The sequence below is a fragment of the Aureisphaera sp. genome (assembly GCF_059726885.1).
This window is the reverse complement of sequence record NZ_AP041051.1, coordinates 1,346,136-1,362,592: the sequence shown is the minus strand read 5'-3', so window position 1 is coordinate 1,362,592 and position 16,457 is coordinate 1,346,136. Positions and strand designations below refer to the sequence as shown.

Genomic DNA, 16,457 nt, shown 5'->3' with positions numbered 1-16,457 from the left:
AAACTGTCTATCATGAACATTTTGGTTTTAGGCTCTGGCGGGAGGGAACATGCATTTGCATATAAGATTGTTGAGAGCCCTAGATGTGAGAAATTATTTGTGGCTCCTGGAAATGCCGGAACAGATGCTATTGCCCAAAATGTGCCCATTGGGGTAAACGACTTTCAGGCCATAAAGGAATTCGTGCTCGAAAACGATATTCAAATGTTGGTGGTAGGACCGGAAGATCCACTTGTTAGAGGGATTTACGATTTTTTCACCAATGATGATGCCCTGAAAGATATAATGGTCGTTGGCCCCTCAAAAAATGGAGCTACGTTGGAAGGAAGTAAGGAGCGAGCCAAGGAGTTTATGAGCACTCATGGCATCCCAACAGCCGCCTATCAAAGTTTTACCACGTCCACTTTGGAGGAAGGAAAGGCATTTTTAGAGACCCTGCAATCACCTTATGTATTAAAGGCAGATGGGCTGGCAGCAGGAAAAGGGGTACTTATCCTGAAAGATTTGGAGGATGCCAAGACTGAATTGGAAAATATGTTGTCACATTCCAAGTTTGGCGCGGCTAGTGAAAAGGTGGTCATCGAAGAATTCTTGGATGGAATTGAATTGAGTGTTTTTGTGCTAACAGATGGTAAGAATTATAAAACCCTTCCAACTGCTAAAGATTATAAACGTATTGGCGAAGGTGATACTGGACTAAACACAGGGGGAATGGGCGCCATCTCACCCGTGCCATTTGCAGATGAGGTATTCATGCGAAAAATTGAAGACCGCATCGTGAAACCAACGGTAAATGGTCTTCAAAAGGAAGGGATCGATTATAAAGGTTTTGTTTTTATTGGACTGATAAAGGTTGGAGAAGATCCTTTTGTGATAGAATATAATGTTCGTATGGGCGATCCGGAAACTGAAGTGGTATTACCACGGATTAAGACCGATTTAGTGACCTTGTTGGAAGCCACGGCTCAACAACGTCTGGATACGGTTACTTTAGAAATTGATGAACGGGCTGCAACAACGGTTATGGCAGTATCTGGGGGTTACCCTGAAGCGTATGAAAAAGGGAAAGAAATAATTGGGATTGAACGTATAGGGAATTCTATTGTTTTTCATGCAGGTACCACGTATAAAGATGGAAATATCGTAACCAATGGCGGAAGGGTACTAGCGGTTACTTCCTTGGATAAAGACTTTAGGCAAGCCCTTGCCAAGTCTTATGAAAATATGGATGAAATTTCCTTTGATAAGATGTATTATCGAAAGGATATAGGGTTCGATTTATAAAAGAAGCATAAAAAAAGCCCCTCAACGAGGGGCTTTTACTATTAGGATCGGTTTAAATCCGAATCTTTTCCTAGAAAGGAGTGCGAAATTTGCGTTCTATCCTCTTCGTTGTTATCGTTGAAGGATTTCAATTCTTTCATCCAATAGATGAACGCTACGAAACCAATTAGGGTGAATACCCAACTCATGGCGTTTGCGCCCCACCAACTTTCCAGCTCCATTGCCCTGAATGCATCAAAAGGCAAGAACAAAACACTCTCGGTAAAATCTTGAATTCCGTAAAAAAGTTCTTTTAAGGACATATCTTTATCTTTAACGGCACAAAAATAGAAATAAACTTAGATGCTTACAAGCTTTTTTAGGAAATCAGGACCACTAAATTTTATAGTGGTAAGTGCCTATTTGTTTGTATTCGCATGTATATGGTTCATTCTGGAAGCAGAAATCGGTTTCACAGGGTACGAAATAGGGAAAACACTGGCGACAGTGTTACTTTTGATTTTCGCTCTTTTTCTACTGGATTTCATCGTGCGCAAGAATGGATTAACACAGATAAACGGGTATTCAATTCTACTGCTTGCTTCCTTGATCTGCTTTTTTCCCCTAGTATTTTCCAAATTTAAGTTGGTAGGTGCGAGTGTTTGCTTGCTTTTTGCACTTAGGCGCATATTTAGCCTTCAATCATTAAAAAACAATGAGCGCAAGATTCTTGATGCCTCATTATGGATTGCTGCTGCTACACTTTTATTTCCCCCTAGTTTTTTTATGATCCTGGGATTATTATGGTCAATTTTTGTGATGCCCATGACCAAGCTTAGGTACTTTTTTATTCCGGCGGCTGGTATTCTGGCCGTATTTGTAATGGTATCGGCCTATTGTTTATTGAGATACGATGAGTTGCAATGGATATTCGACCTTTTTGTAAAACCCTCATTGGATTTTACGCATTACGGAGATACAGCAACCCTCATCGGAATTGCCTTTGTAGCAGGATCATTGATCTGGGTCTTGTTTATGCGAATTGGGGCATTTTCTAGAATTCAGAAGAAAGAACGTCCGAACTATCTTCTTGTGGTGATCATTTGGCTGGTTTCCTTAGGGATCATTATAATGTCCAATCCAAAGGACACTTCAGAGCTTGTAGTAGCGTTTGCACCCATGGCGATCATATTTTCCAATTATATTGAAACCGATTCCGAAAAATGGTTCAAGGAGCTAATACTTTGGCTGTTTGTGCTGTTACCGTTTGCTCGTTTTGTGGTATAACCTGCCATCTGCAACCTTCGCGTATTTGCCGCATCCTACTATAAAATGTGGTACCTTTGCTGCCTAATTAATTATTCGACACGTTCAATTTAAAAAGATGACATTTACAGAAATTGCCAACGCTATTTTTAAAGAGGTAATCGACACCTATCATATAGTAGATGATCCCTATCAACCTTTTACCAATCCCTATAACAAGGATTCAGATTTGTTAAAGCACCTGTTGTATCGTAAAAGTTGGATAGATACAGTGCAATGGCATTACGAAGACATAATCCGTGATCCAAGCATAGACCCAGTGGCTGCATTGGACTTAAAACGAAAAATTGATGCTTCCAATCAGGACCGAACGGATATGGTGGAATATATAGACAGCTATTTTCTTGATCAATATGGAAATGTTCAAATTCAGGAAAATGCCACTATTAATACCGAAAGCCCCGCATGGGGTGTAGACCGTCTTTCCATTTTGGCACTTAAGGTATATCATATGCATGAAGAGGCAACTAGGGAAGATGCGTCAGATGATCATCGTGCCGCCTGTCAGAAAAAATTGGAAGTACTATTAGAACAGCGTGTCGATCTTAGCACAGCCATACAGCAGTTGTTGGACGATATTGCTCATGGAAGAAAGTACATGAAAGTGTATAAACAAATGAAGATGTACAACGACGATGAATTAAACCCTGTTCTAAGAGGCCAGAAATAGGCCTTTTCTGTTGACTTCGTTTTAATCATGAAAGCACCCAAACACATTCTCGTTGTCCGGCTTTCTGCCCTTGGGGATGTGGCAATGATAGCTCCTGTACTTCGCGTATTGGTCGCTGCCTACCCCGGGATCAAGGTTACCGTGCTTTCCCGTAAGCAATTTCAACCTCTTTTCATCGACATTCCAAATGTCAATTTCTTTGCAGCAGATGTAGATGGAAGGCATAAGGGTTTTTTCGGTCTTTGGAGACTGGCTAAAGAACTAAAGGGATTAGGTGTAGATCATGTGGCAGACCTACATAATGTGATAAGATCGAAGGTAGTTACCCGGATATTGTCCCTTAACGGAATTCCATACGCTACGCTTGATAAGGGTAGGAAAGAAAAGAAAAAGCTTACGAATGCAGGCGGAATGGGTTTGGTCCGACTTAAAAGTACCCACCAGCGATATTCGGACGTGTTTTCGTTGCTACAACTTCCCATCGATTTATCTTCTCATCAATTTCCTGAGCGGCAAAAACTGACCCCACGATTACTTACCATAGTGGGAAATGAACCCAAAAAATGTATCGGAATCGCTCCTTTTGCAGCATATCCCAGTAAAATGTACCCTCTTTCACTTATGAAAGAAGTACTTCAGGATTTAGATAAGTTGAATACCTTCAAAATACTTCTTTTTGGCGGAGGTTTGGTTGAAGAAGAACAACTGAATGAAATGGCCTTGCAATTCAATGCTGTTACCAATGTGGCGGGGACATTGACTTTTGAAGAAGAACTCGCCCTCATTTCTAACTTAGACCTTATGGTTGCTATGGATAGTGCCAATGGACACCTAGCTGCAATGTATGGAGTCCCGGTTTTGACCCTCTGGGGCGTAACACATCCGTATGCGGGCTTCACACCATTCAATCAAACGGAAGATCGCCAACTAATGGCCGATCGAAATACATACCCATTGATTCCTACTTCGGTTTATGGTAATAAGTATCCGGAAGGTTATGAAAATGTGATGGGAAGTATATCCCCTGGATCTGTAGTTCAAAAGATTCAGGACATACTATAAAAACAACTAGACATCGTCGTAATCCACGACCAAGGTCGTTGTGGTCGGATGGGATTGACAAGTAAGAATTAAGCCTTCCTCCAATTCAGAATCTGTTAGAATTTGGTTTTTGCGCATTTCAACCTTTCCTTCCTTAACCCGTGCAATACAAGAACTACATATTCCGCCCTGACAGGAATAGGGAGGATCCAGATCTTGGTCCAAGGCCGCATCTAGGACACTTTGTTCCTGTGACATTGTAAACGTTTCCGTCTCATCATCAACAATGATGGTGATTTGGGTATTACCCTCATGGGATTCTTTGAGTTCTCCTTCTTCAGATGTAGTGAACAATTCGAACAAAATATGTTCTCCATTTACCCCTCTGCTTTTAAGGGTTTCCGATACTACATTGATCATTTCTTCGGGACCACATAGATAGTAACGGTCAAAACTGAAGTCTTGGAATCTGTTTTTCAATAGATAGTTCACCACCGAACGATCTATACGTCCGCGCATCGCGTTTTGTTCTTCACTTTGACTGAAAATATATTCAACAATAAGGCGATCGGAAAAGCTCTCTTTTAATAATTCCAGTTGGTCGAAAAACATAGTTTCCACCTTGCTTTTATTTCCATAGACAAGCGTGAAGCGACTTTGTGGTTCTCTTTCCAAGACGTCCTTTATGATTGAAAGTACTGGGGTAATCCCACTACCTGCAGCAAAGGCAGCATAATGTCTGCTTTCATTTTGCTGCGGCTCGAACATGAAATTACCTTCTGGAAGCATTACCTCCAGCGTATCTCCTACTTTCAAAACGTCATTGGCAAATACAGAAAAGGTACCACCTTCAACCTTTTTCACGCCTACGGACCAAGTTCCACTTTCTGGACTACTGCAAAGGGAGTACGCGCGCCTAACTTCTTGGCCATTCAATTCGGTTTTGAGGGTGATGTATTGGCCCGCCTTGAATTTGAATGTTTCCACAAGATGTGAAGGGATGTCAAAGGTAATACACACAGCATTTGGGGTTTCCTTTTTCAATTCAGAAATGGACAGCAAATGGAATTCGCTCATAGCAAAAAAATTTTGGCAAAAGTACGAAGGAAATTTCGTCTACAACGCTTTGAAAATGGCAAACCACGGCAAATTTTATGCAAATTCAGTAGTCATCTCAAAAAGAAACGTATTTTTACGTTTCCTTTGGACGAATTACATACTAAAAACAAAGGATTTAAGTTACAGTATCATAGAATTCTAAAGAATGTTGAAGTACGCGAAAAAAATTACGATACTTTTTGTTACGGTTATCCTCCTCGCATCCTGTTCGAGAAAGAAAAATTCCTTTATGAGCCGCAACTTTCATGCGGTAACTGCCGAATACAATGCGCTTTATAATGGCGATGTTGCATTTGCGGAAGGAAAGGAGCAATTGGCCCTTACTTTTAGGGATAATTTTTGGGAGATCCTTCCAGTGGAACGCATTGAGATAAAGGAAAAGATTACCAAGCCCGGAGAGAAACCGAAAACGGAATCTAAATTTACAAGAGCTGAGGAAAAGGCCGCTAAGGCCATTCAGAAGCATTCCATTTATATAGACGGCAAGGAATACAATCCACAGATAGATGAAGCCTATATGTTATTGGGTAAATCCCGATACTACGATGAGCGCTTTGTGGCTTCTCAGGATGCCTTCAACTTTATTTTGAACCGGTATCCGACCAGTAATAGTATTAATGAGGCGAAAATGTGGAAAGCCAAAACCAACATTCGTTTAAGCAATGAAGAAGGGGCTTTGGAGGAATTGGCCGAACTTCTTGAAAAAGAAGGATTGAGCGATGAAGATGCAGCAGATGCCTCGGCTATTATGGCGCAGGCTTATATCAATTTGGATTCGATCGAAGAGGCACTTCCGCACATTAAGTTAGCCTCGGAATATGTAAAGGATAATGAACTAAAAGGACGCTATTCCTTTATTAAAGGACAGATCTACGATCATTTGGAGCAGAAAGATAGTGCCAACATGGCCTATCAGGAAGTGATTGACCTTAACAGGAAGTCACCCAGAATCTATATGATACAGTCCTACATTAAGCAAGGGCGTAATTTCGACTACGAGAAGGGAGATCGTATCGCCTTCTTGGAGCTGCTTCAGGATTTAGAAGAGGATCGTGAAAACCGACCCTTTAAAGACATTATATACAATGCGATGGGTGAATACTATCGCAATACGGCCAATATTGATACCGCAGTTATCTATTATAACCAATCCATTCAGAATTATGCGAACGATCGCATTCTACAATCGGTAAATTACTCAACGCTTGCAGAAATTAGCTTCGATAGGGCACTATACCAAAGAGCAGGAGCGTATTACGATAGCACATTGACTTTTCTGGAGCCTAAAACCAGATTATGGAGACGCGTTAAAAAGAAACGCGAAAATTTAGATGATGTTATTAAATATGAATTGATCGCATCGCGAAATGATTCTGTATTGCGGATAGCTGCCATGAGTGAAGCTGAGCAGGTAGCGTTTTTTACGGATTACACCAATAAATTAAGGGAGAAAGCGATTGCAGACTCCATTGCCCAAGCAGAGGTCGATGAGCGTGTTGCCAACAAGGAGTTTTTCAAGAAAAATTCGGCAGGTGGTGACAAACAAAGTGAAGGGGGCAAGTTCTACTTTTACAACAGTACCACAGTTGCTTATGGAAAGGGAGAGTTCCGCAAAATATGGGGTGATCGGAAATTGGCAGATGGCTGGCGTCTCTCTTCCCGAAGAAGGGGTACGATGCAGGGAGCCGAGGAATTGGAATCCGTGGAGCCTATTGCCAACAACGAAAGGTTTAATCCAGAGACGTATTTAGAAAAGATTCCGAAAGATCCTAAGGTCATAGATAGCTTAACTGGGGATAGGAATTTTGCCTATTACCAATTAGGGCTTATATACAAAGAGAAATTCCGTGAATACGATTTGGCTACCAACAGACTGGAAAAGCTGCTGGGTTATGGACCTGAGGAACGTTTGGTCTTGCCTTCTAAATACAATCTTTTCAAGATTTACGAGTTGACTGAAAATACAGCGATGGCAGATAAATGGAAAAATGACATCCTTACCAACCATCCAGATTCGCGCTATGCCGAAATATTAAGAAATCCCAATGTGCAATTGGCGACCGATGAATCCAGTCCGGAATTTAAGTACAAAGCACTTTACAAGGAGTTTGAAGCTGGCAAATACCAGTATGTGATCGATACGGCAGATGAATACATCACTATTTATACGGGTAATGAAATTGTCCCGAAGCTGGAAATGCTAAAAGCTACTGCCATGGCCCGAAAAGATGGCTTTGAAGCCTATAAGAAGGCGTTGAATTTTATTGCTCTAAATTATCCCCAGTCTGCCGAAGGAAAGCAGGCACAGGAAATCTATAATACGGTACTTCCCAAATTATCCGTCAAAAATTTCGATGCGCCCAAGGAAGGCGACAAATGGAAGGTGGTTTATCAGTTCACTAGTTCTGAAAGGGAAGAGGCCGATGAGCTTCAGGCCAAATTGGAAGAGGCCATTAAAGAATACAATTATTTCGACATGTCTACCTCTATAGACTACTATGACCCTAATACTTTATTTGTAATCATACACGGGTTGAATACAAAACTGGGAGGAAATGGGTTCGCAGAAGTCTTGAAAGAGAAGAAGGAGTACAGGATAGACCATCCTCACTTTGAAATTGCATCCCCTCATTACAAGATTGTACAGATCCACAAAAACTTAGATTCTTATTTAAGTAGTGCTGGTAATGGGCAAGAGGAAAACAGTAATCCCCAAAATTAACTACAATGTTTTCAGACAAAAAAGACAAAAAAATTATGGAACCATCAGCAAGCCAAAACAGGATTAACGAAGGAACTAAATTTACCGGAGACCTTGTGTCTAATGGGTTTTTTAGAATTGACGGAACCGTAGAAGGTACCATTAGCAAACCATCGAAAGTGGTCTTGGGAAAGTCGGGAGTGATCAAGGGAAAACTTAGCTGCGAAAATGCGGACATTGAAGGCCGGTTCGAAGGTAATCTGGATGTCTCAGGAACCTTAACCCTAAAAGCTACCGCTCATATTGAAGGAGAAGTGGTGGTAGGCAAATTGGCTGTTGAACCTGGAGCCACTTTTAATGCTTCTTGCAGCATGCAAGGCGCGAAGAAAAGCGCACCTCAAAGTGACAAACCTAACCCTTACGATCGGCAGCAGCGCTTGAAAAAAGACGCCGCAGAGGTGGCTAAGTAAAAATTTGCTGTTATGCCCAATAAGAAAAACAGCGGCCTTAAACGTTGGGCAGTCCTAAGTGCCATCGCTATTGAAATGGGTGTTATTATCTACTTGTTTGTTAAACTGGGTAAATGGTTAGATACCCAATACGATCCAGATGGAAAACTATTTCTAATCCTTAGCACTTTAACAGGTGTGGGTATTTCCATGTTCTTAGTTGTAAAACAAACCAATAAATTGAATTCTTAATGAAGGCTAATCTGAAGTTTCTGATTACCCTTCTATGGGTTTTGATTGTGGCTTTTGGGATTCATATACTTTCATTGGACGCCGCTCAGAAACCTCTGTGGGATCATAAGATTGTGATAGCCTATATCACTAATTTTGCCCTTGCCGCAATCATTTTGTTCTTGGTGCTTAAAAACGTGAAACCAGGATCGGCTCAAGCGGGGTTTATTTTTTTCGGAGGTAGTTTATTGAAGTTTTTAGTTTTTTTCTTAGTTTTTCAGCCTTCTTATAAAGCAGATGGAAAGATGCAAACCATTGAATTTGCTACGTTCTTCATTCCATATGCCATCTGCTTGGTAATGGAAGTTTACTATCTTTCAAAAGTACTTAATAATCAGTCTTCTTAGCTTCTCATTTGAGTACTAAAAAAAGAGTCCAAAAACTTTTTTCTTTCTAAGGAATAACAGTATTTTTGCACCGATTTTTAAGGACACTATTTACTGTTCGGTATGCAAAGAAAAATATTAGTTAGATTACTGCTCATTTTTATATTCATTGCCCCACTTTCCGTTAGTGCCAAGGATGAGACTGGTGACAAAGACAAAAAAACGGAAATCAAAGAGTATATAGATCACCACCTTAAAGACTCTTACGACTTTAGTTTGTATTCTTATACAGGCGATGATGGAAAGCATCACTATATTGGTTTTTCTCTACCCGTTATTCTTTGGTCAGATGGATTACATGTTTTTGCTTCCGGCAAATTCCACCATGGAGAGGACGTGGTCGAGTCAAACGGTAAATATTTCAAACTATACCACAGTAAGATTTATGAAACTGATGCCAGTGGAACCATAAATTATGATGAAGACCACCATGCAATCAATGCCAAACCGTTAGATCTTTCAATCACCAAGAGTGTATTTATGATCATTTTGACGGGGTTGTTAATGATTTTGCTGTTCAGAGGATTGGCAAAGAGCTATGTTAAAAACAACGGAATCCCTTCGGGTGTTGGGAGATTCTTTGAGCCTATCGTAATTTACATTCGTGATGATATTGCAAGACCTAACATTGGTGAAAAGAAGTACAGAAAGTATATGCCTTTCTTGCTTACTGTTTTCTTTTTTATCTGGTTTCTGAACATTTTTGGTTTAACACCGCTTGGGGTAAATGTTACGGGGAATATTGCCGTTACGACTGCATTGGCCTTGTTAACATTTTTGATCACAAATTTTACAGGAACAAAAGATTACTGGAAACACATTTTCGATCCATTAGGGGACAGTATGCCTTGGATTGCTAAGATACCATTATATATAATCCTAATTCCAATTGAGGTGTTAGGGATATTCATTAAGCCTTTCTCACTTTTAATTCGTTTGTATGCGAACATGCAGGCGGGACACATTGTATTGATGAGTTTAATAGGTTTAATGTTCATTTTCAAAAATTGGATCGGTAGTCCGCTATCGTTCGGATTGGCTTTTGCAATTTCATTGATAGAAATATTAGTGGCTTTGTTACAGGCTTATATTTTTACAATGCTTTCTGCGCTTTACTTTGGTTTTGCTGCGGAAGAGCACGACCATGCAGAGGCACACTAAAGAAGAATGTTTAATTTTTAAATAGATATATTATGACAATTCCAGCTATTGTTGGTGCAGGACTAGTAGTAATCGGTGTTGGTATCGGTATCGGACAAATTGGTGGTAAAGCGATGGAAGCTATCGCTCGCCAGCCAGAGTCTTACGGTAAGATCCAAACAGCGATGTTAATTGCTGCGGCACTTATTGAAGGTATTGGTTTTGCTGCATTATTTGCAGTATAAACAAAATACACTATAAACCAGGCTGCAACGGTTGGTTGCAGCCAAGGTTTTAGGTTAAACATTGAATTACACAATATAATTACGATATGGGATTACTCGACGAATTTTCATTAGGACTTTTTTTCTGGCAAACTTTATTGTTCCTGCTATTGCTTTTCTTATTGAGAAAGTATGCATGGAAACCAATTCTTAATGCTGTGAACGACCGTGAGCAAGGAATTAAAGACGCCTTAGCTTCGGCCGAAAATGCAAAGAAGGAAATGGAAAACCTTCAGGCAGATAATGAAAAACTTCTTAAGGAAGCACGTGCAGAGCGTGATGCTATGCTTAAAGAAGCGCGTGAACTTAAAGCCAAGATGATTGCAGATGCCAAGGAAGAAGCGAAAGCAGAAGGAGATAAAATGGTTGCAAATGCACAAGCAGCAATTGTGAGCGAAAAGAAAGCTGCATTAGCCGATATTAAAAATCAGGTAGCTTCCCTTTCTGTAGAGATTGCAGAAAAAGTTGTGAAGGAAGAACTATCCAACAAAGACAAGCAATTAAAACTTGTGGAGACGATGTTGGGCGATGCCAAACTAAATTAAGAAATTCATGAGCAGAGCAGCCATACGATACGCAAAAGCAGTTTTGCAAAAGGCCCAGGAAACCAATGCTATCGACACCGTTTTTGGTGATATGCAAGATGTGCAGGCGACCTTAGATGGCAGCAAAGAGCTACGCACCTTATTGAAAAGCCCTTTAATTAAGGTAGACGATAAGAAAGCCGCTTTACTTCAGATTTTCGATAAGCAATCCGAGGATATCAAACGCCTTATAACGGTTTTGGCAGATAATCAAAGAGCCAATATACTAGGTGCAGTTGCCAATAGTTACATTAACCTTTACAACGAAGCAAAAGGAGTAAAGGTGGCTCAAGTAACTACTGCCGTAGCACTTTCTTCCGAAATGGAAACAAAGGTTTTGGCCAAAGTAAAGGAAATGACAGGAAGCGATAATGTTTCCTTAGAAAATACAATAGACGAATCCATCATTGGTGGATTCATCCTAAGGGTTGGCGATATGCAGTACAACGCTAGTATAGCTAACCAATTGGGAACATTAAAAAGAGAATTTAGTAAGTCAATTTAAATTGAAAAAAGATGCGGCAAAAGTCGACATCTCCCCTAGCACTGGCGTGGGGTTTATAAATCTAAAACAAAATGGCAGAAGTTAAACCAGCTGAAGTTTCAGCAATCTTAAAGCAACAACTTACAGGTTTCGAAGCAAGTGCTTCATTAGACGAGGTAGGAACGGTACTTACCGTAGGAGATGGTATTGCCCGTGTATATGGACTTTCCAATGCTCAATACGGGGAATTGGTAGAGTTCGAAAACGGCTTGGAAGGAATCGTATTGAACTTGGAAGAGGACAACGTAGGTGTCGTATTGTTAGGGCCTTCTAAAGAAATTAAGGAAGGTGCTACTGTAAAGCGTACCCAACGTATTGCATCCATCAACGTAGGTGAAGGTATCGTAGGACGTGTGGTAAACACCCTAGGACAACCTATCGACGGTAAAGGAGCGATAGAAGGTGAAACTTACAAAATGCCTTTGGAGCGTAAAGCACCGGGTGTAATCTACCGTCAACCAGTAAACGAACCATTGCAAACAGGTATCAAATCTGTGGATGCCATGATTCCGGTTGGAAGAGGGCAGCGTGAGTTGGTTATTGGTGACCGTCAGACAGGTAAGACGACCGTTTGTATCGATACCATTTTGAATCAGAAAGAATTCTATGATGCAGGTGAGCCAGTATATTGTATCTACGTTGCTGTAGGACAAAAAGCTTCTACCGTGGCAAACATTGCAAAAGTATTAGAAGATAAAGGCGCTTTGGCTTATACCACAATTGTGGCAGCCAACGCTTCCGATCCTGCTCCTATGCAGGTATATGCTCCTTTTGCGGGTGCAGCTATTGGTGAGTACTTCCGCGATACAGGACGTCCAGCTTTGATCGTTTATGACGATCTTTCTAAGCAGGCGGTGGCTTATCGTGAGGTATCCCTATTGCTTCGTCGTCCTCCAGGACGTGAGGCTTATCCTGGTGATGTATTCTATCTTCACTCCCGTTTATTGGAACGTTCGGCAAAAGTGATTAATGACGACGCCATTGCGGCTAACATGAACGATCTTCCAGAATCTTTGAAAGGAAAAGTAAAAGGAGGAGGTTCCTTAACGGCACTACCAATTATTGAAACACAAGCAGGTGACGTTTCTGCGTATATTCCAACCAACGTAATCTCTATTACGGATGGACAGATTTTCTTGGAATCCGACCTGTTTAACTCTGGGGTTCGTCCAGCGATTAACGTAGGTATTTCGGTATCTCGTGTGGGAGGTTCTGCTCAGATTAAGTCTATGAAGAAGGTAGCAGGTACACTTAAATTGGATCAAGCGCAGTTCCGTGAATTGGAAGCATTTGCCAAGTTCGGTTCAGATTTGGATGCTGCCACCATGAATGTAATTGAAAAAGGAAAGCGTAACGTAGAGATCCTAAAGCAGGCTCAGAATGATCCTTTTACCGTAGAAGATCAAGTAGCTATCATTTATGCAGGTTCGAAAAACCTGCTACGTGATGTTCCTGTAGAAAAAGTGAAGGAATTCGAAAGGGATTTCATCGAGCTTTTAAATGCAAAGCACAGGGATACATTAGATACCCTGAAATCAGGTAAGTTATCCGATGAGGTTATTGATACGTTGACTTCTGTCGCGAAAGACCTATCGTCTAGATATTAAGATTTAAAATGAATGTCGCCCTTCAATAATTGAGGGGTGGCATCTTTCTCATAACTCATAACTTGAGCGAATGGCAAACTTAAAAGAAATCCGTAATCGAATCTCTTCTGTAGGTTCCACTATGCAGATTACCAGTGCTATGAAAATGGTATCTGCTGCGAAACTGAAGAAAGCTCAGGACGCTATTACTGCCATGCGACCTTATGCCGATACACTAACGGCACTCCTTCAGAACTTGAGTGCTACCTTAGATGGGGATAGCGGAAGCAAATTTGCAGATCAGCGAGAGGTACAAAAAGTATTGGTGGTAGCTATTACATCAAACCGTGGATTGGCTGGCGCTTTCAATAGTAATATTGTGAAGGAATCCAAAAGAGCTATTGAAGAAACCTATGCCGGAAAACAAGTAGATTTTGTAACCATTGGTAAAAAAGGGAATGACATCTTAAGTAAAACCGAGACAATTATCGAAAATAACAATGAGATTTTCGATAATCTAACGTTCGACGCTTCTGCTGAAATTGCCCAAAGATTGATGGACCTGTTTGTTGACGGATCCTATGACAAAATCGTTTTGCTTTATAATAAATTCAAGAATGCTGCCACACAAATTGTGATGCACGAACAATTCTTGCCCATTGTACCCGCCGAGAATGATGATAAGGCTGGGGATACTGCAAGCAATTCAGATTTTATTTTCGAACCTTCAAAGGAAAAGATAGTAGAAGAATTGATTCCTAAGAGTTTGAAGACTCAACTATTCAAGGGAATTAGGGATAGTGTGGCCAGTGAGCATGGGGCACGAATGACCGCTATGCACAAGGCAACAGATAATGCAAGTGAACTGAAAGCAGACCTAACATTGGAGTACAACAAAGCCCGTCAAGCTGCTATTACAGGAGAGATCCTTGAAATTGTAGGTGGTGCAGAAGCTTTGGCTGGATAACCCATTTGATTATAACAAGAACTCATTATAAGCAAGCCTTCCTTTTTAGGAGGGCTTTTTCGTACCTTTATGGCAAGGCTTTTGAAAGCATCTTTACTATGAAGTATTTAAAACAAATTACCGCACTGTTGGGGCTGTCGGTTTGCATCGCTGGTTTTTCAGGTTGTGCAGGTGGCAAAGACACTGTGTATTCGCTAGAACAACAACCCCCGTTTAATATAACAGGGAGCTATTTCCAAAAATGGGTGGCTGGTGTACAAGAAGGAGGATCTGGCATAAACGTCCATCTAATTATTGAAGGCATTTCCGAGGAGATTGAGGTCCGAAATGTATACTTTCGGGGCCAAATTACAAAAGCGAATAGTATGCCAGAGCAACCAGATAAATTTGTGGCATACTTTAAAAAAGGACAAAACAGGGATGTTATTATGGATTCTGATATCACCAAGGAAGCAAAAAACACACCTTTGGGAGACTTCCCGTTCGACCTTGATGACGACGAGGCAGTGATTAGCTACTTTCATAAGGATACTGAGAAGTACTTTAAAATATCAGATATTGAAGAAAAACCCCTTATCGCTTATCCCGGAACCAACCCTAATGGAATAGATTGATTTATGACTATAAAACTCATTAACAAATCCCACCATCCCGCACCACATTATGAAACGGAAGCCTCTGCGGGAATGGACCTAAGAGCCCAAATTGAAACCCCTATTACCCTTAAACCCCTTGATCGGGCAATCATTAAAACTGGACTGTATATTGAATTACCCATAGGGTATGAAGCTCAGGTTCGTCCTAGAAGCGGCCTAGCAGCCAAAAAGGGGATTACCGTTTTGAATTCCCCGGGAACGATAGATGCCGATTATCGTGGGGAGATAGGTGTTATTCTTGTGAATCTGTCTAATGACGAATTTGTAATTGAAAATGGTGAGCGCATAGCCCAACTGATCATTGCAAAACATGAAAGAGCAGAATGGCAATTGGTAGAAGAACTGTCTAATACTGCCAGGGGTGCTGGTGGTTTTGGAAGTACCGGAACAAAATAAAGCAGATCCCAATCTTAAAATAACCTAATTCAGAGTATGAAAATTATTGTCCCAATGGCAGGTAGAGGAAGTCGATTGCGACCGCACACCTTAACCATACCCAAACCCTTAATTCCTGTGGCTGGAAAGCCGATTGTACATCGACTAGTGAGCGATATTGCCGAGGTATTAAATGAACCGATCGAAGAAATAGCCTTTATTTTAGGTGCGCCAGCATGGTTTGGCGACGATGTGGTGAAAAGTTTACAAGACCTAGCGGAAGGATTGGGGGCCAAAGCCTCAATTTACCGTCAATTAGACCCAAAGGGAACTGGACATGCTATTATGTGTGCAGAGCCTTCCTTGAGTGGACCAGCCGTAATTGCATACGCTGATACGCTGATACGGGCAAATTTCGATTTGGACCAAGAAGCCGATAGTGTAATTTGGACCAAGAAGGTAGACAATCCGGAAGCCTATGGCGTAGTGAACTTGAATGAGAAGGAAGAAATCGTCGAATTAGTAGAAAAGCCCGCAGAATTTGTAAGTGATCAGGCTGTTATCGGGATTTATTATTTTAAGGATGTCGGGGTGCTCAAAAATGAGCTTCAATATGTCCTGGATAATGATATCATCCATGGAGGGGAATACCAAATTAATGATGGCATTAAAAGGATGATGGCTAATGGCAACATATTTAAAACGGGCACGGTAGACGAATGGATGGATTGTGGTAACAAAGAAGTAACCGTAGACACCAATGCCAAAATGTTGGGCTTTTTGGCAGAAGGAACCGAAAAGCTAATCTCCAATTCCATTACAAAGGAAAATGCGACGATTGTAGAACCCTGTTATATCTCGGATGATGTAGTACTGAAGAATTGCACCGTTGGTCCGTATGTTTCCCTCGGGAAGGGCACAATAATTGAGGATAGTATCGTTAAAAATAGTATAATTCAGTCACAGACAGTAATTAAAAACGCTACTTTAGACAATGCGATGATTGGAAACCATGCCCATTTTAATGGAAAGTTTACCAACGTGAGTATTGGGGATTATTCCCAATTGAAGTAGT

The 16,457-nt window shown here is 40.9% G+C and carries 19 protein-coding genes; 17 read left to right on the top strand and 2 right to left on the bottom strand.

Features of this window, described 5'->3' with window-relative positions; translation table 11 throughout:
* Window positions 1-12 precede the first annotated feature (12 nt).
* Entirely contained in the window at window positions 13-1,284 is a 1,272-nt protein-coding gene (gene purD / locus AC6JAD_RS06050) for a phosphoribosylamine--glycine ligase (protein WP_461304394.1), read from the top strand.
* Window positions 1,285-1,325: 41 nt separating this feature from the next.
* Here purD and AC6JAD_RS06045 read toward each other — a convergent pair whose 3' ends face one another.
* Window positions 1,326-1,586, bottom strand: coding sequence for a DUF6341 family protein (locus AC6JAD_RS06045; RefSeq protein ID WP_461304393.1), 261 nt, complete (start codon window positions 1,584-1,586; stop codon window positions 1,326-1,328).
* Window positions 1,587-1,626: 40 nt separating this feature from the next.
* Here AC6JAD_RS06045 and AC6JAD_RS06040 point away from each other — a divergent pair, with 40 nt between their 5' ends.
* The 3 genes from AC6JAD_RS06040 to AC6JAD_RS06030 all read left to right on the top strand — a co-directional run bounded on the left by AC6JAD_RS06040 (window position 1,627) and on the right by AC6JAD_RS06030 (window position 4,321).
* Entirely contained in the window at window positions 1,627-2,550 is a 924-nt protein-coding gene (locus tag AC6JAD_RS06040; RefSeq protein WP_461304392.1) for a DUF6427 family protein, read from the top strand.
* Window positions 2,551-2,647: 97 nt separating this feature from the next.
* Window positions 2,648-3,259, top strand: a complete 612-nt coding sequence (locus AC6JAD_RS06035; RefSeq protein WP_461304391.1) for a DUF4254 domain-containing protein — start codon at window positions 2,648-2,650, stop codon at window positions 3,257-3,259.
* A 27-nt stretch (window positions 3,260-3,286) separates the two neighbouring features.
* Window positions 3,287-4,321 carry a glycosyltransferase family 9 protein gene (locus AC6JAD_RS06030; protein ID WP_461304390.1) on the top strand — a complete coding sequence of 345 codons (1,035 nt, stop codon included), beginning with the start codon at window positions 3,287-3,289 and terminating at the stop codon, window positions 4,319-4,321.
* Window positions 4,322-4,327: 6 nt separating this feature from the next.
* Here the strand turns inward: AC6JAD_RS06030 and AC6JAD_RS06025 are convergent, their stop codons facing one another.
* Window positions 4,328-5,377, bottom strand: coding sequence for a 2Fe-2S iron-sulfur cluster-binding protein (locus tag AC6JAD_RS06025; protein WP_461304389.1), 1,050 nt, complete (start codon window positions 5,375-5,377; stop codon window positions 4,328-4,330).
* Between the two features lie 187 nt (window positions 5,378-5,564).
* Between AC6JAD_RS06025 and porW the strand changes: the two genes are divergently transcribed.
* The 13 genes from porW (at window position 5,565) to AC6JAD_RS05960 (ending at window position 16,456) form a co-directional block, all read left to right on the top strand.
* Window positions 5,565-8,141: a type IX secretion system periplasmic lipoprotein PorW/SprE gene (porW, locus tag AC6JAD_RS06020; RefSeq protein WP_461304388.1), complete on the top strand. Its 2,577-nt coding sequence runs from the start codon at window positions 5,565-5,567 to the stop codon at window positions 8,139-8,141.
* A gap of 5 nt (window positions 8,142-8,146) precedes the next feature.
* Entirely contained in the window at window positions 8,147-8,590 is a 444-nt protein-coding gene (locus AC6JAD_RS06015) for a bactofilin family protein (RefSeq protein ID WP_461304387.1), read from the top strand.
* Between the two features lie 12 nt (window positions 8,591-8,602).
* Window positions 8,603-8,821, top strand: a complete 219-nt coding sequence (locus AC6JAD_RS06010; protein ID WP_461304386.1) for an AtpZ/AtpI family protein — start codon at window positions 8,603-8,605, stop codon at window positions 8,819-8,821.
* Window positions 8,821-9,207: a DUF6168 family protein gene (locus AC6JAD_RS06005; protein WP_461304385.1), complete on the top strand. Its 387-nt coding sequence runs from the start codon at window positions 8,821-8,823 to the stop codon at window positions 9,205-9,207. Before AC6JAD_RS06010 ends, AC6JAD_RS06005 begins: the two co-directional genes overlap by 1 nt.
* A 102-nt stretch (window positions 9,208-9,309) precedes the next feature.
* Entirely contained in the window at window positions 9,310-10,407 is a 1,098-nt protein-coding gene (gene atpB / locus AC6JAD_RS06000) for a F0F1 ATP synthase subunit A (RefSeq protein WP_461304384.1), read from the top strand.
* 32 nt (window positions 10,408-10,439) lie between these two features.
* The gene (gene atpE / locus AC6JAD_RS05995) at window positions 10,440-10,631 is read left to right on the top strand and encodes an ATP synthase F0 subunit C (RefSeq protein WP_461304383.1); all 192 of its coding nucleotides are present in this window, start codon (window positions 10,440-10,442) and stop codon (window positions 10,629-10,631) included.
* A gap of 86 nt (window positions 10,632-10,717) precedes the next feature.
* The gene (locus AC6JAD_RS05990; RefSeq protein ID WP_461304382.1) at window positions 10,718-11,215 is read left to right on the top strand and encodes a F0F1 ATP synthase subunit B; all 498 of its coding nucleotides are present in this window, start codon (window positions 10,718-10,720) and stop codon (window positions 11,213-11,215) included.
* 7 nt (window positions 11,216-11,222) lie between these two features.
* Window positions 11,223-11,759: an ATP synthase F1 subunit delta gene (atpH, locus tag AC6JAD_RS05985; protein ID WP_461304381.1), complete on the top strand. Its 537-nt coding sequence runs from the start codon at window positions 11,223-11,225 to the stop codon at window positions 11,757-11,759.
* A 71-nt stretch (window positions 11,760-11,830) separates the two neighbouring features.
* Window positions 11,831-13,405 (top strand): F0F1 ATP synthase subunit alpha, encoded by a 1,575-nt coding sequence (atpA, locus tag AC6JAD_RS05980; protein ID WP_461304380.1) that lies wholly within the window; start codon window positions 11,831-11,833, stop codon window positions 13,403-13,405.
* 70 nt (window positions 13,406-13,475) lie between these two features.
* Entirely contained in the window at window positions 13,476-14,351 is an 876-nt protein-coding gene (gene atpG, locus AC6JAD_RS05975; RefSeq protein WP_461304379.1) for an ATP synthase F1 subunit gamma, read from the top strand.
* A gap of 98 nt (window positions 14,352-14,449) precedes the next feature.
* On the top strand, window positions 14,450-14,965 hold the full coding sequence (locus AC6JAD_RS05970; protein ID WP_461304378.1) for a hypothetical protein: 516 nt from the start codon (window positions 14,450-14,452) through the stop codon (window positions 14,963-14,965).
* Between the two features lie 3 nt (window positions 14,966-14,968).
* Window positions 14,969-15,403, top strand: coding sequence for a dUTP diphosphatase (dut, locus tag AC6JAD_RS05965; protein WP_461304377.1), 435 nt, complete (start codon window positions 14,969-14,971; stop codon window positions 15,401-15,403).
* Between the two features lie 36 nt (window positions 15,404-15,439).
* On the top strand, window positions 15,440-16,456 hold the full coding sequence (locus tag AC6JAD_RS05960; protein ID WP_461304376.1) for a sugar nucleotidyltransferase: 1,017 nt from the start codon (window positions 15,440-15,442) through the stop codon (window positions 16,454-16,456).
* Window position 16,457: the final 1 nt, after the last annotated feature.